This window comes from Ruminococcus sp. 8Y-12, from assembly GCF_058119865.1.
In genome coordinates this window covers 4,544,842-4,562,598 of record NZ_CM176623.1, presented here as the reverse complement: position 1 = coordinate 4,562,598, position 17,757 = coordinate 4,544,842, and the positions used below count along the sequence as shown (strand labels likewise).

Genomic DNA, 17,757 nt, shown 5'->3' with positions numbered 1-17,757 from the left:
ACATTTTAATAAGATTTACGCCTACACAGAACCGTGGTTATCCCATAAGATTAATATTGTAAAAATAAACTTACCAGAGGGAGGTTACCTGAATGAAGAGAAGAAACAGAAAGATCGCATTTCTATTAACAGCAGTTATGCTTGGGTCCGCACTGATGACAGGGTGCGGGGGACAGACCAAGACAGAGAGCACAAATGCTAAGACAGAGGCAAAGGCAGACCAGACGGAAGCAGCGGATAAGACAGAGCAGACTGGGGAAGCAGTGCCTGAGTCGGAAGCAGCGGCTGAGGACACCGCAGGAACTGAGAAGGTGGAAATTTCCATGATGACCCTTTGGGCGGAGGACAATCAGGAGAACATAGCAACCAGTGTTCGCGAGATGATTGAGAAGTTCCAGGCGGAAAACCCGAACATTGCGGTAAATGTGGAGGCAATCGGAGACCAGACAGCCTATTACACAAAGATCAAGACCCTGGCAGCTTCCAACAGCCTTCCGGACGTGTTTGTCTGCAAGGGCTCAGAACTGGCGGCTTTTGCCAAAAACGGACTGGTTGCTCCTCTGGATGAGATCCTGGATGAGGAGTGGAAAAACGGCTACATACCGGCTTCCTTTGACGACCTGACAACAGACGGCAGCATTTACGCAGTGCCTTACTCCATGCTCAGCACACATGTGATCTATTATAACAAAGAGATCTTAAAAGAGGCGGGCTATGACAGTTTCCCCACAGAGTGGGCAGAGTTCACAGAGATGTTAAATGCCATCAAAGAGAAAGGAATCACCCCCATTGCACTTGGAAACAAGGAGCCCTGGGTTGCGGAGTCCTGTATCATGAGCTGCCTTGGAGACCGCTTTACAGGCAGCGACTGGTTTAAGTCCATCATGGATGGGAGCGGAGCGAAATTTACAGATCCCGATTTTGTACAGGCTTTAGGGGCTATGCAGGAGCTTGGAAATATGGGAGCTTTTAATACAGATATGAACAGTCTGAACAGTGACCAGCAGAAGACACTCTACTTTAACGGGGAGGCCGCCATGTTTATGGAGGGCAGTTGGGCTGTAGGCGCAGTAACCGCAGGGCCTGAGGATATTGCGGCAAATACCAAAGTGGCGGTTCTGCCGGCTGTAGACGGCGGCAAAGGTGCTGCAAATGCGACCTCCGGCGGATCTGGGTCAGGTTTTGCAGTGGGAGCTACCAACTTCAGTGAGAAGAAGGATGCCATCGCAAAACTGCTGAAGACGCTCAGCGGGGAGGACTATTCAAAGAGTATAGCTGCAAAGGGTGAACCTGTGGCTTATCTGGTAGATGATTATGATAAATCCGCAGTTACAGATTTGGCCCAAGAATACAGTGAAACCTTTGCAAGTCTTGAGTTCACTCCTATTTATGATTCCTTCCTGGACCCCTCTGTTGTGGATGTGATGAATAGCAATCTTCAGGAACTTCTGATCGGTGCGGTGACACCGGAGGAATGCGCACAGAATATTCAGGATGCGCAGGATGCCCTTGGAAACTAAGTGGCACATCCAGATGCCCGCTGGATGCGCCATAAAATATGGGATACCGGTTATGATATCCTCAAATTTAGATAGAATAGGAGCGAGGTAACGTGAAAAGAAGCAGTGCACGTAAAATCAGTCCCAAAACCCTGGCGGCCCTGCTGGGGCCGGGGCTGGCGGTCTATGCGTTTGTGATTATTGTTCCTCTTTTTATGGCATTTGCATACAGTCTGACGGACTGGTCCCTGGGGCCTATAAAGCACTTTGTGGGCGCGGACAATTACATAAAGCTTTTTCAGGACACTGTTTTTAGAAGCTCACTGGCACATAATTTAATCATTGTCTTTGCAAATGTGACCATTCAGATGGCGCTGGCATTTCTGCTTTCTGTTCTGTTTACCTCGAAAGCCACAAAGGCCAAGGGGTTTCACCGCACAGTGATTTTTCTTCCGGTGGTGTTGTCAGCGGTGGTGGTGGGATATATTTGGCAGATGATTTACAGCAACAATTACGGCATCTTAAATGAGCTGCTGCGCTGGCTGGGTCTGGAGCATTTGATCGTACCATGGCTGGATGACCCCAAGGTGGTACTGGCCTCCGTGACGGTGCCGCTGATCTGGCAGTACATCGGAGTGCCGCTGATCATCTTTATGTCAGCGGTTCAGGGAATTCCCAAAGATATCTATGAGGTGTGTGAACTGGACGGTGTGACAGGTATAAAGAAAGCAATCTATATTACCTTTCCGCTGATTCTGGATTCCATCAAGGTGGCGGTGATGCTCAGCATTGCGTCAAATATGCTGGTCTTTACCCATATTTACGTACTCACAGGCGGCGGGCCGGGAACCAGCTCCATGGTGCTGGCCCAGTATGCCTACAATGTGTCCTTTGTGAGGATGCAGTACGGGTACGGAAGCGCCATCTCCATCGGAATCTTTGCAATCAGCTTTGCATTGGTACTAATCTTTAGAAAATTAACGGAGGTGAAAGAATGAGAGCAGTACGGAAAATCGGTAATACGCTCTACAACTTAATACTGCTGGCATTTTCCATCTCCTGTATTTTTCCGATTATCTGGGTCATGTATTCTTCCCTGAAAACAAAGGAAGAATTTATGCTGGATATTGTGTCACTGCCAAAGCATCTACAGTTTCAGAACTATTATGACGCATTTATTCACGGAAAGCTGTACATAAATTTTTTCAGCAGTATCTGTAATACTGTTGTGACCGTGCTTTTTGTCCTGATACTTGCTTTTTGTATCGGATATGTGCTGTCCAGGTATCAGTTCCGGGGGAGAAATGCTATTTATACCCTGTTTTTGATAGGGATGATGACCCCGGTGTATGCACTGCTGGTCCCCCTGTTTGTACAGATGAAAACCCTGCACATGGAGGACCAGTGGTTCACCTTGGTGATTCCCTATATAGCCATACGGTTGCCTCTGGCTATCTTTTTGTTCGAAAGCTTTATACGAACGATTCCGTGGGAGCTGGAGGAGGCGGCATACATGGATGGAGCTACGGTGTGGTCCACCATGAGCAGGATCATATTTCCGCTGTGCAGACCGGTGATGTCTACGGTACTGATTTTAAGCTTCCTGGATACCTGGAACGAGTTCCCGTTTGCGCTGGTGCTCGTGACAAAGGATTATCTAAGGACGCTGCCGGTGGGACTTACTAATTTTAACGGACAGTTTACGACAAATTATACGACACTGATGGCAGCGCTGGTCATTTCCATTCTTCCTGTAATGCTGGTATACTTTCTGTTCAGCAAGAAAATCATTGAGGGAATGACTGCAGGCGCGGTGAAAGGATAGGCGCAGATGCAAATTATCAGATACGAGGGCAACCCGATTGTGACGCCAGGTGTATACGACTGGAGAAGAGCAGCGGTGTTCAATCCGGGGGTCCTGTACCACGAAGGTAAGTTTTACATGTATGAGCGGGCGGCGGGATCTTTAAGGCCCTTTATTACCAGCATCGGATTGATGGAGAGTTTGGACGGGATACATTTTGAGCCTGCCTGCGAGGAACCGGTGTTTACCGGGAGGATGCTTGGGTATCCCCAGGGCAGCGTGGAGGATGCCAGGGTAGTAAAGATTGAGGACAGAATTTATATGTGCTATGCCCTGCAGCCTTATGCGTTCGACTGCTATTCCACCGGTTATACGCTTCCGGATTACGCTCCGGAGGTATACCCGCAGTGGAAGGAAAATAATACGGAATATATGATTACCCGGTCGGGGATTGCCGTTTCTTTGGATGGAAAGAGTTTTGAGCAGCTTTGCTATACCACTCCGCCGGAAATTGATGACAGGGATAATACACTGTTTCCGGAGAAGATTGGAGGGAAGTATGCAATACTTCGAAGACCCATGCAGTATGTGGGTAAAACATATGGAACGGCTATACCAGGTATCTGGATTTCCTATTCGGAGGATCTGCTAAACTGGTCAGATCCCCAACTGGTGGCAACAGCGGAAAATGAACAGTGGGAGGGAACCAAGATAGGTGCTGCTGCTGCTCCCATCAAAACAGAGGAAGGATGGCTGCTTTTCTATCATGGGGTGGATGAAAAGCATGTATACCGGGTAGGCGTGATGCTGCTGGACTTAAAAAATCCGGCCAAGGTCCTCCGGCGTTCCGGAAATTTTATCATGGAGCCGGAGAACTACTATGAAAAGCATGGGCTGGTGATTCCCAATACGGTATTTCCCACCACAGTGCTTAATTTGGAGGGAACACTGTATATCTACTATGGCTGCTGTGATACCTGCATTGGTCTGGCAAGGGTTCCCTTGCAGGAGGTGCTGGGATTCCTGAAAGAGGAAGGGGTCGGCAGTAAGCAGTATGTGAAGTGAAGGAACATCCGGCTGTGCCGGGAGAAAGGAGAAGGTGAAAAATGAGAGCAAAAGAAACAGCAAAGAGGAATTGGCTATGGCTTGCCGCTGTCTTGTTTATGATTGTAGTGATGTGGATTCCCATCAGTGTACGGGCTGAGAATGTGGAAAAAAAGATCTATGTAAGCCAGGAAAAGGGAAGCGATACAGGGGAGGGGACAAAGACATCCCCCTACAGGACGATAAATAAAGCGGCCCAGGAAGCCCGGCCCGGCGATACCGTAGTGGTACAAAAAGGCGTTTACCGGGAATGTGTAAGACCGGCAAGAGGGGGAACCGGCGAGGACAAAAGGATCACTTATTTGGCTGAGGAGCCGGGGGAGGCAGTGATCAAGGGGTCGGAGCAGATTACCACCTGGGAGAAGGTGGAAGGCAATGTGTGGAGAGTAGTGCTGAACAGCAGGGAAATGTTCGGAGACTACAATCCCTATGTACAGATGCACGGAAAAGATACCTTTGATTACTTTCCGGTGTATAACTGCGGAGATGTATATTTAAATGAGGAAGCATATTATCAGAAGGCATCTGTGGAGGACTTAAACGGAAACTCCAAAACCTGGTACTCTGAGGTGGATAAGGAGGCAGGAACCACCGCAATCTATGCGAACTTTGGGAGCGCAGATCCCAATGAAGAGCTGGCGGAGATCAATGTGCGGCAGCAGTGCTTTGCGCCCACAGAGTGGGGACTTGCCTACATCACAGTCAATGGGTTTAAAGTACAGCACTCCGCGAATATGTATTCTGATTTCCCGGGGTATCCGGAGCACTGTCAGTCCGGGGCCATCAGCACCAATGGCGGTCTGAAATGGATTATCGAGAACAATACGGTGATCAACGCCAGATCCATTGCCATAGATATCGGCCTGCGCTGTGACCTGTGGGCAGGAAACCGGGATGCCAGAGATCCGGGAAAATATCCGGAAGATGCGAAATATTTTACCAGCTATAAGGATACGGAAAAATACGGTCAGCATATTGTCCGGAACAATCTGATCCAAAAGAGCGGTCAGTGCGGGATTGCAGGCGTATTCTCCTGGAAGTCACAGGTTCTGGACAATGTGATTGAAGATACCAACTACCGCAATGAGTTTATCGCTGCTGAGACAGGGGGCATCAAGCTGCATTACTGCAACGATGGACTGGTCAAAGGCAACTATGTGAGAAATACCGTGGGCGGGGGTTCCGCCGGAATCTGGACGGACTGGGGAAACCAGGGAATCCGCGTCACCCAGAATGTGCTGGTGAACAATAACTGGGGTTACTATGGTGAGGCTGTAGTGGGACCGATCCTGGTGGACAACAACATTTTCATTGACAACAATCAATTCCGTTCCTTAGACGGGGCAGGTATTATTTTTGCGAACAATTTGTTCTTTAACGAGACCATGGCTTATGACGGGGAAGGCAGAAATTGTATGGTGTTTGAGCCCCATACCATGAATGACAGGGAAGTGTATTCCAAGCCGCAGTATTTCCAGTGGTTTAACAATATCTCCTTCCAGAAACCCATTAAACAGCCCAAGGGTGAAAACAATGTGATGATTGGAAATTGTTCCAATGCCGGAAGTGATTTTACCTACAAAGCTACCACAGATGCTGTTTCCATTTCTTTTACGCTGGATAAGGAGCCCACAGGGGAGCAGGTGATGGTAAACCCTGCGCTATCAGGCATTATTCAGCCGGCAGGAGAGGGAATCAGGGACATTGTAGACAGAGATTATTTCGGCACTTCCTTTGACGGGGAGGCCATGATTGCAGGACCCTTTGCGGATCTGAAGGAGGGCAAAAATACATATAACGTATGGCCCAGGGAAGAGATCACAGCGCCGCCATCCACTCAGGTGGAGGATGTGAACCTGGCACTCGGCAAAAAAGTTACCGCATCCAGCGAGACCGGCACCAACACAGCCGATAAAGCGGTGGACGGCAGTACCGGTTCCCGCTATGAATCTGCACAGACAGACCGTGAGTGGTTCCAGGTGGACCTGGGTGAGGCAACAGAAATCCGCCAGGTGAAAATTATCTGGGAATCCGCTTATGCAAAGGCCTACAACATTCAGGTTTCCGATGATGGCAAGGATACTTGGACAGAAGTGTATTCCACTGAAAACGGAGATGGCGGTACAGATTTACTGGAATTTAAAGAAAAAGCCAGATTTATCCGCATTAACTTTACAGAGAGAGCAACCCAGTACGGGTTCTCCATATGGGAGTTCCAGGTATATGGCGAGAAGAACGTAAACAGCAAAAAGGCTCCGGTATTTCAGGCAGTGGGGGATCAGCAGGTTAAAGAGGGGGAGAAGCTTTCCTTTCAGTTAAAGGCAGACGATCCCAATGGAAAAGAGGTAAGCTACCGGGCCCTGGGTGCGCTTCCAAGAGGAGCGAAACTGGACGGCGGCACAGGCACCTTCACCTGGACACCGGACAGTGCCCAGAGCGGCAGCTATGCTGTGAGCTTTTTGGCGGATAACGGAGAGACCAGTGCAGCCAGAACCGTTATAATATCAGTGGAAGACGCTCTGACAGCAGATGCGTCAGCCCCTGTCTGGACAAATGCTGTGTGTAACGTATCCGATGTGGCAGATACCTCCCTGCGCCTGGGATGGACAGCGGCACAGGATGAGAGTGAGATTGCCTATTATCAGATTTACGTAAATGGACAGCTCTGTAAAAAAGTGGCAGGGAACATTACCGAGACGGTGATAACAGGGTTGAAAGAGGCAGCCAGCTATACCTTTACCATTCAGGCGGAGGATATCTGGGGAAATATGACGGATCTGGAAGACGGCCCCGCAGTAAAGGCTAAGACCCTGACCGCAAACTATGGAGCAAACATAGGAATATCAAAGACCTATCCGAAAACGTACAGTGACTGGTCCAATGCTTTTGTGGCAGGCGACGGTAAAATTGGTTTGATGGTATTCGGAAATCCTCTGGAAGAGACGGTGATCGTCAATGACCGGAAGTTCTTTATGGCAGCCACCACAGACAAGCCGAACAGGCAGATCAATGACGTAAGTCAGGAGACACTGGATCAGATCAAGCAGTATCTGGTGAATGAAGACTGGCGTCTCGCCAATGAGCTGGCAAATGAAGCACACGGCTGGAAAGACGGAGGTGAAGGCAACAAACATCCTGGTTATAAAATGGTGCTCAATGTGCTGGGAGAGTCCGGAGAAGTGGAGAATTACTCCAGAGTTGCCGACTATTCCACAGGAGAGATTTCAGTCAACTGGACGGATGACAGAGGAACCTGGAAGCGCACTGCCTTTGTATCCAGAAAAGACAATGTGGCAGTAGAGTACATGACAAACCCCACCCAGGCGGATACCTTTGACTGCAGCGTACAGCTGACAACGGACCCGGGTATGAATTTCCCAAGTGGAATGAAATTTGAGGATGCCTCCACAGAGGAATTTTTAAATATCCGTGCAACCTACGTCAATGCCGGCGGTGCCGGATACGAAGGCGTTACCAGAGTGATCACGGATGGAACCAAGACTCTGCAGGCAGACGGAAGAATGCAGATTGAGGGAGCGTCCTATGTGCTGCTTTTGACCAAGAATGAGAAGTATTACACAGACTGTGTGGAAGGATGGAATAAAAAAGAACTTCAGACAGCTTTGGAAAAATTGCCTGAGAGTTATGATAGCTTAATGGAGGGCCAGCTAAAGACACACAAAGAGATTTACGACCGCGTGAGTATGAGCCTAAACGCTCCGGAAGATGAGCGCCTTATGACAAATGAGGAATTGCTGGCAAAACAGAAAAAACAGAGCACACCGGTTCTGGCCCTGTACGAGAAGATCTTTGCGGCAGGCAGATACCATTACCTGTCCTCCAGCAGCGATGTGGCGCCTCCGGATCTGCTGGGTCTGTGGACTGGAGATACAAATGTAGGCTGGAGCGGTTACTACCATCTGGATGCCAACTTAAACCTTCAGATCTCCAGCGGAAATGTGGGAAATATGCCGGAAGCTATGGAAGGCTACTTCCACCTGATGGATGCGTGGAAGGATGATTTCCGCACCAATGCCCGGAAGCTGTTGAAATGCAGGGGATTCCTAAGCGGCGGAAACTCACCTGGGGCGACCTCCGGAATCATATCAGCGCTTAACTTTGCCTACCCATATCAGTATGTGACAGGCGGAGAGGCGTGGCTGCTGTATCCGTTCTGGGAGTACTACGAGATCACCAGGAACAAAGATTTCCTCAGAGACAGGTTGTATCCGTATTTGCAGGAGATGGGTTACTTTTATGAGGATTTCCTGACAGAAAAGGATGAAAACGGAAAATACATCTTTGCAGGATCAATCTCGCCGGAGAGCCAGCCCAAAGGTTTAGGACTTTCTCTGACAAACAATTCCACTTTTGATATCACGGGAGCGGAATTTATTCTCAAGACGCTACTTAAGACCTGTGAAATTTTGGGTATTGAGGAGAGTGATGAGGCGCATTTGGCCAGATGGCAGCAGATTCTGAATGACCTGCCACCATATCTGATCAACAAAGACGGGGCTTTATCCGAATGGTCCTGGCCAAGCCTGAAGGACAGCGACAACTATGGACACCGCCACTCCAGCCATATGATCGGCGTATGGCCCTACCGGAGTATCAACGCTGAGGATACACCAAAACTGTATGAAGCGGCTCAGATCGCACTTCAGAAGAAGGACGGAAACTCCTACGAAAACGCCGGACATGGCCTCCTTCATTCGGCGATGATTGCTGCAAACCTGAATAATGGGGAGTCAGCCAACAGCAAGCTGCTGCGATTCCTAAAAGACGGCTTCTATTTTGACAGCCTCACAACCGCACACTACAACAATCAGGGCGTGTTCTGTACAGACGTTGCTAACACGGTTCCCGGAATAATGATGGAGATGTGTATGTCATCCACGGAGGATACACTGGAAATTCTTCCGGCTATCCCCTCGGATTTGAGCAAAGGCTCTATATCCGGACTGAAAGCGAAATGTCAGGTTACCCTGGATCAGCTGGACTGGGATCTGGAGGAAGGAAGTGTGGTATGTAAGCTCACATCCGATGTGGATCAGACTATTAACTTTATTTTGAGAGACGGAATCAGCAGTATCGAATCAGATGCAGACATTGAGAACTCAGATCTGGGAGACATTGCAAGGAAAATTAACTTAAAAGCCAATACAGCCACAGAGCTGAAAATCCGTCTGGCAGAGGATGGGGAGCGAAACCTGGCGCTGAAGAAAACAGCTGTTGCCTCCAGCCAGTCCAATGACCAGCAGACAGCAGCTCAGGCTGTGGACGGAAATCTGGGAACACGCTGGGGAGCCGGCGAGGCGGCAGACAACTGGATTTATGTGGACCTGGGAGAGTCCTATGACATCACAAACGTGAAGCTTCACTGGGAAGACTCCTACGCCAGGAAATATAAGATTCAGGTGTCCGAGGATGCAGAGCACTGGACAGACGTCTTCACAAATGATAACAATGAGGGAGGGCTCAATGTCATCCCGCTTAAGGCAACCGGACGCTACGTGAAGATGCAGGGCGTGGAAAAATCAGGCGAGTGGGGATTCTCTATCTGGGAATTTGAGGTTTACGGAACGCTGACACCGCCTCCTGCAAACCTGGCTCTGAATAAGCCCGCCACGGCAAAGAATTCTTCCAATGACCAACAGACACCGGAGAAGGCATTTGACGGAAGCACAGGATCACGCTGGAGCGGACATCAGGATGATGACAACTGGATTGCTGTTGACCTGGAGGATACCTATATTATTGAGTCCGTAGTACTCAACTGGGAGGATTCCTATGCAAAGGAGTACAAGATACAGGTATCTGACGATGGGGAGAACTGGGCGGATATCTATGAGACACACGACAGCCCGGGAGGAATTGAGACCATTCGGTTAGAGGACCCGGTAGAAGCACGTTATGTGAAGATGCAGGGAATTAAGAGGTCAGGCGAGTGGGGATTCTCTATCTGGGAGTTTGAGGTTTACGGAAGAGAGCTGCCTCCGCCTGAGAATGTGGCACTGAACAAGACAGCATCCGCTTCAACAGAGTCCAATGCAGAACAGACTGCGGACAAGGCCGTGGATGGAGATCTGGGGACCCGCTGGGGAGCACACGAGGATGCTGACAACTGGCTGATGGTGGACCTGGAAGCTTACTATGATCTGTCTGGTGTGAAGATTCACTGGGAAGATTCCTATGCAAAAGGCTACAAACTGCAGACATCCATGGACGGCAAGCGCTGGACAGATGTGTATGTAGAGGAGAACAATGAGGGCGGAGTCAACGAGATTCCGGTAGACACCACAGCCAGGTATGTGAAGATGCAGGGTGTGGAAAAATCAGGCCAGTGGGGATTCTCTATCTGGGAGTTTGAAGTATACGGCCGTCTTTCTAAAGATCAGAATCCACAGTTGAATCACGCCCCGGTATTTGCTGAGATGGAAGATCAGAAAGCAGTAGTGGGAGAACCTGTGAGCTTTACACTGGAAGCTGCCGATGAGGATGGGGATGTACTCACTTATGAGATCACAGGGGAAGCACCGGAAGGGGCAGCAGTAGAGGCCGAGAGCGGCAAGTTCACCTGGACACCCCAGGAGGCAGGCAGCTTTGAGATAATCTTTAAGGTAAGTGACGGAACAGACAGCGGGGAGATAACCGTAGTGATAGAGGTTGAGGAAGCGGCTGATGTGACTGCTCCCACATGGCCGGAGGAAGGCAGCATAACCATAGGGGAAGCTGTCACTGCAAGTCTCACAATCCAGTGGCCTGAGGCAGAAGATGATACGGCAGTCAAAGTCTATGAGGTATATTTGGGTGAGACACTGCTGACTACCCGGGAAGCAGATGAGAGAAGCTATACGGTAACAGGATTGGAACCGGGTACAGAATACACCTTCACAGTCATAGCAGTGGATGAGGCAGGAAACCGCAGCGAAGCGCTGACTGGCAAAGGAACCACAGAGAAAGAAAAGCCGGAACCTGAACCGGAACCAAAGCCGGAACCGAAACCAGATCCTCAGCCAGATCCCTCCATCCAGGCAAAGGAGGAGATGGAAAAGACCGTAGTTAAGATGACTGCAGTAAACACAGGAACCAAGAGCATTAAGCTTACCTGGAAACGCGTGGAGGATGCAGACGGTTATGTAGTGATGATAAAATCCGGAAACAAGTGGAAAACTGTAAAAGAAATGAAGAACCCAAAGACTACAAGCTATACATATAAAAAGACGGTTCTGAGCAAAAAGTATTCCTTTGCAGTTAAGGCATACCGGATAATCAACGGAAAGAAGGTATACAGCAAGTATAAGAGCGTATCAAAGAAAGCAGTACCTGCAGCACCTATTATTAAGGCAAAGGCAGGTAAGAAAAAGACCACTGTGAACTGGAAGAAGTTATCCGGTGTAAACAGATACGTGGTAATGCGCAGGGACGGCAAAGGAAAGTGGAAACGGGTTGCCTCTCTGAGTGCAAAACAAACCAGATTTACGGATAAAAAGGTCAAGAAAAACAGAAAGTACACTTATAAAGTGAGAGCCTTTAAGTACACTGGCAAGCAGAAAAAAATCTATGGGGTATACAGCAAAAGCCTGCAGATAAAGGCTAAGTAAGAGGTCAAAACGATACACGGCAGCCGTTAGGCTGCCGCCGTATCGTTTTTGGGCGTTAGAGAAAAGGGGAAAAGACTTGAAAAAGAAGATATTTAGCCTGCAATATAAAATGACACTTTTAATACTGGCGCTTGCAGTGATCCCTATTGCGGTTGTGGGAACCATATCTTACCGCCAGTCCATCAAGATAGTGGAAGAACAGACCATGAAGTCAAACTTGAACACAGTGGAACAGACAGCCGACAATATTGATGAGGTTTTTAAATCCATGGATGCCCTAGCCATGGAGATGTGGCGGGACGATGACTTTATGGAGTGTCTGATGATGAAAAGCAACGGGCAGAATCCGGTTTATGAGACTCTGACCGCACAGCAGAGGATCAACCACTATATTGTCTTTAAAGAAAATGTGTATTCTGTGTACATCAAAGCCTACAATGGCCTTGAGTTTGATACCATGAGTGCCCAAAATGAGATTGACAAGGATGTGGAGCAGGAACTGGTCAGGCTGCAGGGAAAGTATGTCATAATTCAGGATGAGATCACAGACTATGACGGTACGGTACAGAAGGTATTTTCCCTTCTGCGGGTACTTAAACATCCCAAGGATCTTGCCAGGGATCTGGCAATTATTAAGATCAATATATTGGAAAAGGATATCTCCAACATTTATGGAGCCAACCTGTTGAGTCAGGGAAGCGAAATTTTTATTATTGATGCGCAGAAGAATATTCTTTCAGCATTGGATCAGGCGCAGATTGGAAAAAAGCTGGAGGAGGATATACATGGCTCCAGGGAAATGTCGGGGTATGCAGTCAGGGAGATCAGGGGGGAGAAAAGCATGTGCACTACAGTACCCCTTCAGCAGCCGGGATGGGAGCTTGTAAATATCATCCCTCTCAAAGAGCTGACCAGGGACAGCAGAGCAATCCGCCAGGTTATGATTGTTGTCATCCTGATTAGTATCGTATGCTGCCTGCTTGCAATTGTTTTCTTTACCACAAAAGTCTTAAAGCCCTTAAAGGAACTTGGAAAATCTATGAAAAATCTGGAGCATGAGAATTTCCAGACCATTCTTCCGGAGCAGGGGAATGATGAGGTGGCCCTGGTCTGTCAAAGCTTTAACAAAATGAGCAGAAAGCTAAATGAGCTGATCAATGAGGTTTACGCAGGGCGGCTAAAGCAAAAAGAAGCGGAACTGAGGGTACTCCATGAACAGATCAACCCCCACTTTCTGTACAATACCCTGAACACCATATACTGGATGTGCAAAATTGAACATGCAAAGGAGAGCGCTCTGCTGGTGGACAGTCTCTCCAAGCTCTTTCGCCTCAGCCTGAACAGCGGCAAAGAGATCACGACAGTGGAAAAGGAGGTGGAATATCTCAGGCATTATATTGTAATTCAGAAAAAGAGGTATGAGGAAAATATCCGGTTTGAGCTGGAGGTGGATGAGGACACACTGGGCTGTCTTACCGTAAAGCTTACCCTGCAGCCTCTGGTGGAAAATGCCATTTACCATGGGATAGAAAAAAAGGGGGCAGAGGGAACCATTCGGATACGCATCTTCAAGGATGGGAAATTTCTGTATTTTAAAGTTTCAGACAACGGGGCTGGAGCAGAGGAGGAGGAGTTGAACGCGCTGCTGGGAGAGAGCAGGGAGGGCGGCAGCGGTTTTGCCATACGGAATGTAAATGACAGAATACGCCTGCATTTTGGAGAAGAATATGGGCTGCGGTTTAAAAGCTGTCCGGAAATGGGGACAACTGTGACCGTGAAGCAGCCAGTGGAGGTGGAAATAGTATGACGAAAGTAGTGTTAGTGGACGACGAGTCCATTGTGAGAAAAGGAATATCACTCAGTGTAGACTGGGAGAGATATGGGGTAGTGATTGCAGGGGAAGCGCCAAATGGTGAGGAAGCCCTGACAAAGTGTTTGGAGTGCAGACCGGATATTGTCATTACGGACATCCGCATGCCCCAGATGGATGGACTTGAGCTGGCGGGCAGACTCAGTGAGGTTCTGCCCAAGACAAAGGTGATTATACTAAGCGGATATGAGGACTTTGCCTATGCCAAGCGCGCCATTGTGCTGGGGGTCAGCGAATATCTTCTAAAGCCGGTCAATGAGGATGAACTGGTGACGGCAGTAGAGAAGCTTCAGAATGAGATAGAGGAAGAACGCTCCAAAAAAGACTCAGAGCATCTCCTAAAACAAAATATGATGACCATTCGCAGTAAATTTGTGCGTCAGATTCTGGATGGCCAGTGGAAGACAAAAAAAGAGATTCTGGAGGAGGCTGAGAAAAGAAAGATTGATATTCGGGGAAAACGGTATGCGGTTTTTCTGATGAGAATGGATCAGGAGTATCAGTGGACGGATAAAAACGGGGATTTTAACAGGGATTTGTACCGTTTTGCCATCTGCAACATCGGCGAGGAAGTTCTGGCAGAAAAGGTGGGCAAGGGGATTCTCACGTTCTATGAGAACATGGATTTTGCAGGCATCCTGTGCATGGAATACCTGGAGCGCTTTTCCATGACAGACATCTTAAAGGAAATTCAGAAGAAGATCTGGGAATATCTGAAGATAGAGGTCTCTGTGGGCGTGGGAAATATTTATCAGGAGCTGACGGATCTGGGGATATCCTTTCGGGAGGCCTGTGAGGCTCTGGACCATAAATTCTATACAGGGCCTTTCTCGGTACAGTTCTTTTCCGAAATGGTCAGAGAAGTCTGGGGTGATATGCCGTATCCATCAAAAGAGGAGAAAGAGGCAGTATTTGCACTGAAAGAGATGGATGAGTTGGGGATGAAAGAGGCTTTGGATAAGGTGTTTAAGCATTTTCGCAGAAGCAGGCCAAAGGAATACAAGGTGAAAGATGACTGCTGCAGATTTGCGAATATACTGATCCAATGTGCTGTAGAGGAGGGGGTGGATATCTATGGAAGCCTTGGGAGGGGGTTTAATGCCTATGCCCAGATCCAGAGGCTGGAAACTCTTGAGGAGGTACAGGAGTGGATGGAAAAGCTGGCAGAACGCCTGCGCTATGGGATGGAGAAGGGTAAAACCAGCAGGTATAGTGTGCAGGTGGTACATGCCATGAAGTATATGAAGGAGCACTATCAAAGGGATATTTCTCTGTCGGAGCTTGCGGAGGTGGCGGGTGTATCCCCAAATTATCTCAGCAGGCTGTTTAAGGAGGAGACGGGGATCAATTTTGTAGATTGGCTCAATAAGCTGAGGATAGAGAAGGCGGTCCAATTGATGGAAAACAGCACCATGAAGATCTATGAGATAGCGGAAAAGGTGGGATTTTCAAATTATAAATATTTTTCCTCTATCTTTAAAAAAATTACAGGTCACACACCGAAGCAGTATCAGAAGCAGTGAGATATCCTGACAAAACACTTGATTTCCACTGCAATATAGCCGATAATTTAGCCAGGGGGTGGAGATCATGAATCTTCTTATCGTAGACGACGAGGAAATGGAGGCCGAGGTTATACAGAAACTGATCGACTGGGATCAGGTCAGGATTTCCAATGTGTACACGGCTTACAGCGCCAGACAGGCCATTGAGGTGCTGAAACAGAATTACATATCCATAGTGTTAAGTGACATTGAGATGCCCAGAGGCAGCGGACACGATCTGGCTAAATGGATTCAGGAGAATAAGCCCGAAACTGTTGTGATCTTTTTAACCGGCCACGCGGACTTTACCTATGCGGCTGCGGCGATCCGCCTGGATGTGGTGGATTATCTGCTGAAACCTGTGGATGCCGGGCGGCTGCGTGAGGCCCTGGAACGGGCGGTGAAGCGGGTGCCGGGAGGCATGGAGGAAGAGGGAGACTTAAGCGCACCGGAGGTGGTGCGCCGGATAAAGCTCTATGTGAAAGAAAACTGCGGTCAGGAGATAACCAGGGCAAAGTTGGCGGAAAAGTATTTTATCCATCCGGACTATCTGTCCAGGATCTTCCGGGAACAGGCAGGGATACCTTTCTCCAACTACATTATTAAGGTGCGGGTGAAGAGGGCAAAACAGCTTCTGATGAATACGAATCAAACGATTTCTTATATTGCGGCAGCGGTGGGGTACTCCAACACCGCCTATTTTGCCAAGCATTTTAAGCGGGAGACAGGTGAGACGCCCAAGGAGTACCGGAAGCATATGAGGGATGAGAGATGAATCAGGTTCAGACACTAAAGAAGAGACTGATGTGGATTATTGCCGGGATTTTGGTGCTGACCATTCTGGTGTCCGCAGGCTACAACTGGTATATCCTGCGTTTAAACCAGAGACAGGTGAGGCAGTCCGTGGAGCAGACGCTGGAGGTCTATATGCAGATTATTGAAGAATCCATGGAAGGGATCGAAGAACTGCTGATTACCCAGAGCCTGACGGATGAGGCATTCCGAAAGATCCGTCAGCCGAGAAATGATCTTGACCGCTATTTAGCCATGGTGGATAAAAAGACGGCATTTTCGGCGGAGATCAAAAAGTATAAGATGCTGGATGGCCTTTTTATGTATGACCGGTACCGGAATGCCTACATAGGGGTTAAGGGAACTATGATATCAAACACAGAGCATTCCGGAATCAAAGCCCAGTCGGAGAAGATTGTAAAGACCTTTGAGGGGGAGAATTCGGGGGATACCTGGTTTCATGTGGAAATAGGGGGACAGTACTATCTGTTTCGGATGATTTTAGTGCAGAATATCTATTTTTGCGCATGGATTAAGCCCCAGAATCTGATCAGAGGTCTTCAGGATGTCATAGAGAATAATATGGAGTACTTCTTCCTATGTGCCCCTGGAGGGATGGTGTTAAACCCCGGGGAACAGACGGTGAGCATTAGCCCGGATGGGACAACGGCGAGGGTGGACCAAAAGCGGTATGAGAACATCAGCATTCGGTCAGAAGAGAGAGGACTGTCCCTCAATGTACTCACAGAGAATACGAATATCCGTATGCTTGTGGGCCATGTGCTTGTCCAGACCCTTCTGGTGGGGGCCATGGGGGGGATGGTGTTTGCGGCTGTGATGGGGCTTGCACGCGGTCTGCTCCTGCATCCTCTGGACCGGCTTTTGATGGAGGAGGAGCTTCGAAAAAACAGAGCGGAGCTTCAGTATCTGCAGCTGCAGACCAATCCCCACTTTCTGAATAACTGTTTAAGTCTGATCCGCAATCTAGTGGTGCTGGACCGGAAGGAAGATGCTCAGAGGGCGGCGGTAGTGCTGGGACAGTACACCCGCTGTTCTTTAAACTCCCATACCACTATTCTTCTGCAGCAGGAGCTGGAGCATGTGCAGACCTACTATGAGTTACAGAGGCTCCGCTACAGGGAGAGGCTGACCATCTCAGTGGAAACGGCCCCGGAGCTTGGGAATGTGATGGTACCCACCATGCTGATTCAGACCTTTGTGGAGAATTCGGTGAAGCACCAGATGGCGGCGGGGGAGAGCCTGCGGGTGGAGGTTAAGATTTCCCGTATCCGTTCAGAGGAGGGGGACCAGATCGAGATCAGTATTCTGGACTCCGGTGAGGGCTTCGACAGCCAGGTGCTGTCCCGGTTGGGACAGGGCAGACCGGTGGAGAGTGAAACCGGCACCCATGTGGGGATTTACAATGTGGCACAGAGACTGGAGATCTTGTACGGGGCCAAAGCTTCGGTTGTGTTTGAAAACCGAAAGCCCCACGGAGCGGCCGTGCATATCTGTATCCCTTACGAGGCGCACTAGC

Annotated in this window: 9 protein-coding genes; all 9 read left to right on the top strand. The window is 48.9% G+C overall.

Features of this window, described 5'->3' with window-relative positions; genetic code table 11:
- Positions 1–92 precede the first annotated feature (92 nt).
- The 9 genes from AC0THY_RS18580 to AC0THY_RS18540 all read left to right on the top strand — a co-directional run bounded on the left by AC0THY_RS18580 (position 93) and on the right by AC0THY_RS18540 (position 17,756).
- Positions 93–1,520 (top strand): extracellular solute-binding protein, encoded by a 1,428-nt coding sequence (locus tag AC0THY_RS18580; protein WP_489992066.1) that lies wholly within the window; start codon positions 93–95, stop codon positions 1,518–1,520.
- A 92-nt stretch (positions 1,521–1,612) separates the two neighbouring features.
- Positions 1,613–2,497, top strand: a complete 885-nt coding sequence (locus tag AC0THY_RS18575) for a carbohydrate ABC transporter permease (protein WP_489992065.1) — start codon at positions 1,613–1,615, stop codon at positions 2,495–2,497.
- Positions 2,494–3,324 carry a carbohydrate ABC transporter permease gene (locus AC0THY_RS18570; RefSeq protein WP_489992064.1) on the top strand — a complete coding sequence of 277 codons (831 nt, stop codon included), beginning with the start codon at positions 2,494–2,496 and terminating at the stop codon, positions 3,322–3,324. The genes AC0THY_RS18575 and AC0THY_RS18570 overlap by 4 nt, the downstream gene beginning before the upstream one ends.
- Before the next feature lie 6 nt (positions 3,325–3,330).
- On the top strand, positions 3,331–4,368 hold the full coding sequence (locus AC0THY_RS18565) for a glycoside hydrolase family 130 protein (RefSeq protein WP_489992063.1): 1,038 nt from the start codon (positions 3,331–3,333) through the stop codon (positions 4,366–4,368).
- 41 nt (positions 4,369–4,409) lie between these two features.
- Positions 4,410–12,014, top strand: coding sequence for a discoidin domain-containing protein (locus tag AC0THY_RS18560; protein WP_489992062.1), 7,605 nt, complete (start codon positions 4,410–4,412; stop codon positions 12,012–12,014).
- 76 nt (positions 12,015–12,090) lie between these two features.
- Complete coding sequence (locus AC0THY_RS18555) at positions 12,091–13,821, top strand: sensor histidine kinase (RefSeq protein WP_489992061.1); 1,731 nt, start codon at positions 12,091–12,093, stop codon at positions 13,819–13,821.
- Positions 13,818–15,407 carry a response regulator gene (locus AC0THY_RS18550; RefSeq protein ID WP_489992060.1) on the top strand — a complete coding sequence of 530 codons (1,590 nt, stop codon included), beginning with the start codon at positions 13,818–13,820 and terminating at the stop codon, positions 15,405–15,407. The genes AC0THY_RS18555 and AC0THY_RS18550 overlap by 4 nt, the downstream gene beginning before the upstream one ends.
- A gap of 67 nt (positions 15,408–15,474) precedes the next feature.
- Positions 15,475–16,203, top strand: a complete 729-nt coding sequence (locus AC0THY_RS18545; protein WP_489992059.1) for a response regulator transcription factor — start codon at positions 15,475–15,477, stop codon at positions 16,201–16,203.
- Positions 16,200–17,756: a sensor histidine kinase gene (locus AC0THY_RS18540; protein ID WP_489992058.1), complete on the top strand. Its 1,557-nt coding sequence runs from the start codon at positions 16,200–16,202 to the stop codon at positions 17,754–17,756. Before AC0THY_RS18545 ends, AC0THY_RS18540 begins: the two co-directional genes overlap by 4 nt.
- Position 17,757: the final 1 nt, after the last annotated feature.

Excerpts from the sequence above, each read along its gene's own strand:
- AC0THY_RS18540 (WP_489992058.1), top strand. The coding sequence starts at position 16,200 with ATGAATCAGGTTCAGACACTAAAGAAGAGACTGATGTGGATTATTGCC.
- AC0THY_RS18560 (WP_489992062.1), top strand. The coding sequence starts at position 4,410 with ATGAGAGCAAAAGAAACAGCAAAGAGGAATTGGCTATGGCTTGCCGCT.
- AC0THY_RS18565 (WP_489992063.1), top strand. The coding sequence starts at position 3,331 with ATGCAAATTATCAGATACGAGGGCAACCCGATTGTGACGCCAGGTGTA.
- AC0THY_RS18580 (WP_489992066.1), top strand. The coding sequence starts at position 93 with ATGAAGAGAAGAAACAGAAAGATCGCATTTCTATTAACAGCAGTTATG.
- AC0THY_RS18545 (WP_489992059.1), top strand. The coding sequence starts at position 15,475 with ATGAATCTTCTTATCGTAGACGACGAGGAAATGGAGGCCGAGGTTATA.
- AC0THY_RS18550 (WP_489992060.1), top strand. The coding sequence starts at position 13,818 with ATGACGAAAGTAGTGTTAGTGGACGACGAGTCCATTGTGAGAAAAGGA.
- AC0THY_RS18570 (WP_489992064.1), top strand. The coding sequence starts at position 2,494 with ATGAGAGCAGTACGGAAAATCGGTAATACGCTCTACAACTTAATACTG.